Here is a 2784-nt window from a genome sequence, read left to right as displayed (position 1 = left end):
CAAGGGAATAGGTCTTTGCCCGGATCGAGAGTCTGGGCACCGGATATGGTGTGACAGCATGCGGTGTCGATTCCAAGATTGCGCCCATAGAGCATTGGAATAACTATTGGATCGGTTTCAACCGTATTGTTCATCAAGGAGAAGGAGCTGAATTTATATGTCTGTCATTCCATTTACAACCGAACAGCTTACGGGCTTTGACGCCCATACCTTCGAGATTCCTTCCGCCATCGTGAATGGCCTGGAACTACTGGCACGCACCCGTTCGGTCACATTGGAGGCTGCAGTGGGTGTGGCATGGAGCGGTCTGGTCGCGCGATACGATAACGCAGAGGAAGTGATGCTTCATGCGATGGCCAGCCAGAGCCGGGACGGAGTGCAAGTGGCGGTTCGTCCGGAGGAGACGTTGTGGAGCGCGGCCCAGACGCTGTGCACCTCGTTGCAGACCGGCGGGCAGGAGCCGGGTGCCGGCGGCGACATCACGACATGCTGCTGGTGCCAGGATGCCGAGGTGCCCGGCAGGATGAGAGCCGATACTTCGGCCGGAGACTTGCATGGCCGGATTTGGGGCAGGGAAGTGGCTCTCCGTGCGCCCTATTTATTTACGATTTATTATCGGCCGGAGCGCTTCAGCCCGGATGCCGCCAAGCAGATGGGGCAGCAGTTCAACCAGATGCTAAGCGAGGCGGTGCACGCCCCGGACAAGCCGATCGGAGCGTGGGATCTGCTGGCGAAGGAGGAGGTTCAGCGCTACATCGAGCGGCATAACGGGACGAAGTATCCTTATCCGAAGCACCGGACGGTGGCATCCCTGTTCGAGGAGCAGGCGGCCCGCCTTCCTGACGAACCGGCCATCATCGAAGAAGGCCGCCAATTTACATATAAGGAATTGAACCTCGCTGCGAACCGGCTTGCCCATTATTTGCGCAAGCAAGGGGTCACACGCGAACAAGCGGTAGGTATCCTCGCTGAGCGGACGGCGGAGATGGTCATCGGTATCCTTGCGATCATCAAGGCTGGCGGCGCGTACGTCCCTATCGACCCGAATTATCCGCAGGATCGAATTCAATATTTGCTGGAAGACAGCGGGGTCCGGCTGGTGATGACGAGCGCAGGGCTGTCCGGATGCTTGCCGGCAGATGTGGAGCAGGTGCCGTTGGAAGGGACAGCCTGGGCCAATCAGCCGGATCATAATCCGGAACCGGTCGGCGGCGCGAAGGATTTAATTTGTCTCATTTACACCTCGGGCTCGACCGGCAGGCCGAAGGGGGTCATGGTGACCCATCGCAACGTGGTCCGTCTCGTCAAAAATACGAATTACGTGGATTTCCAGGCCGGAGATCGCATCCTGCAGGCTGGCGCACTCGTCTTCGACGCGTCCATCTTTGAAATCTGGGGCTCGCTCTTGAATGGAATCGGTCTCGTGCTGGTCGACAAGACGACGATATTGGACAGCCGCCAATTGGAGGAAGCGCTCCGCCGCTTCGGCATCACGACGCTGCTCCTGACGACAGCGCTGTTCCAGCAGTTGGTTGACCGCAACCCGGCGATCTTCAAGCCGTTGCGCCAACTGTTGATCGGCGGCGAGTTAATGTCGCCGAAGCATTTCTACCAGGCGGCGCGGGAGTGCGCGCCGATTCGGGTGTTGAACGCTTACGGCCCGACGGAGAACACGACCATCTCGACTTGCTATGAGCTGAAGGAGGAACGGGAGGGCCCGATTCCTATCGGCACACCGATCAGGAACTCGACGATATATGTCGTCAATGCGCATGGCAAGCTGCAGCCGACCGGGGCAGCCGGGGAGCTGTGGGTCGGCGGAGACGGCGTCGCCCGCGGTTATTTGAACCGTGACGATCTGACGGAGAAAATGTTCATCGACAGCCCGTTCGTGCCGGGGGAACGAATCTACAAGACCGGGGATCTGGTCCGCTTCGGCGCGGACGGCCAGTTGGAGTTCGTCGGCCGCAAGGACCATCAGGTCAAAATTCGCGGCTTCCGTATGGAACCGGGCGAGATTGAAGCCCGGATTCACAGCCATCGCCAGGTGAAAGAGACGCTCGTCACCGCTTTCGAAGAATCGCCGGGACAGAAGGCGTTGTGTGCCTACGTCGTCGCGGAAGGCGGGCTGGACGCGACCGGGCTGAGAGCATACCTGGCGCAGCGGCTGCCGGAATATATGGTTCCCGCCTATTTTATGTTCCTGAAGCGGATGCCGCTGACGATTAACGGCAAGATCGACCGGGCCAAGCTGCCCCGGCCGGAGAGACAAGAGCGGGCGGCGGTCCACTACGCGGCCCCGACGAACGAGACGGAGCGCAAGCTGGCGGCCATCTGGGAGGAACTGCTTGGTGTCGAGCCGATCGGCATCGACGATCATTTCTTCGAGCTGGGCGGACACTCGCTCAAGGTTGCTCAATTGCAGGCGCGAATGTATGAGACGTTCCAGGTTGCGCTCCCCTTCAAGCTGCTGTTCGAGATGCCGTATATCCGCCCGCTTGCCTCGCTGATCGCCCAGATGGAGCAGGGCGGCTTCGAAGCCATCGAGCCAGCACCGGATAAGCCGCATTATCGGCTTGCCCCGGCCCAGCAGCGGATGTACGCCCTGCAGCAGCGGAAGGATATCGGCATGGCGTACCATGTGCCGCTTCTCTACCGCCTGCCGGGAGAATGCGATCCACAACGGCTGGAGCAGGCGCTGCGGAAGCTGGTGGAGCGCCATGCGGCGCTGCGCACGTCCTTCCATTGGGAGGACGGCGAGGTCGTCCAGCGAGTGCATCCGGT

General features: G+C 60.4%; 1 protein-coding gene. It reads left to right on the top strand.

Annotated elements, in window-relative coordinates:
* Positions 1-157: 157 nt before the first annotated feature.
* Positions 158-2784, top strand: a 2627-nt coding sequence (locus PPOP_RS13530; RefSeq protein ID WP_006287077.1) for a non-ribosomal peptide synthetase, incomplete at its 3' end; no start/stop codon positions are given.

Source organism: Paenibacillus popilliae ATCC 14706 (assembly GCF_000315235.1).
GTDB classification, from domain to species: domain Bacteria; phylum Bacillota; class Bacilli; order Paenibacillales; family Paenibacillaceae; genus Paenibacillus_B; species Paenibacillus_B popilliae.
The sequence above is the reverse complement of the archived record's forward strand: the minus strand, read 5'-3'. Positions and strand labels throughout refer to the sequence as shown.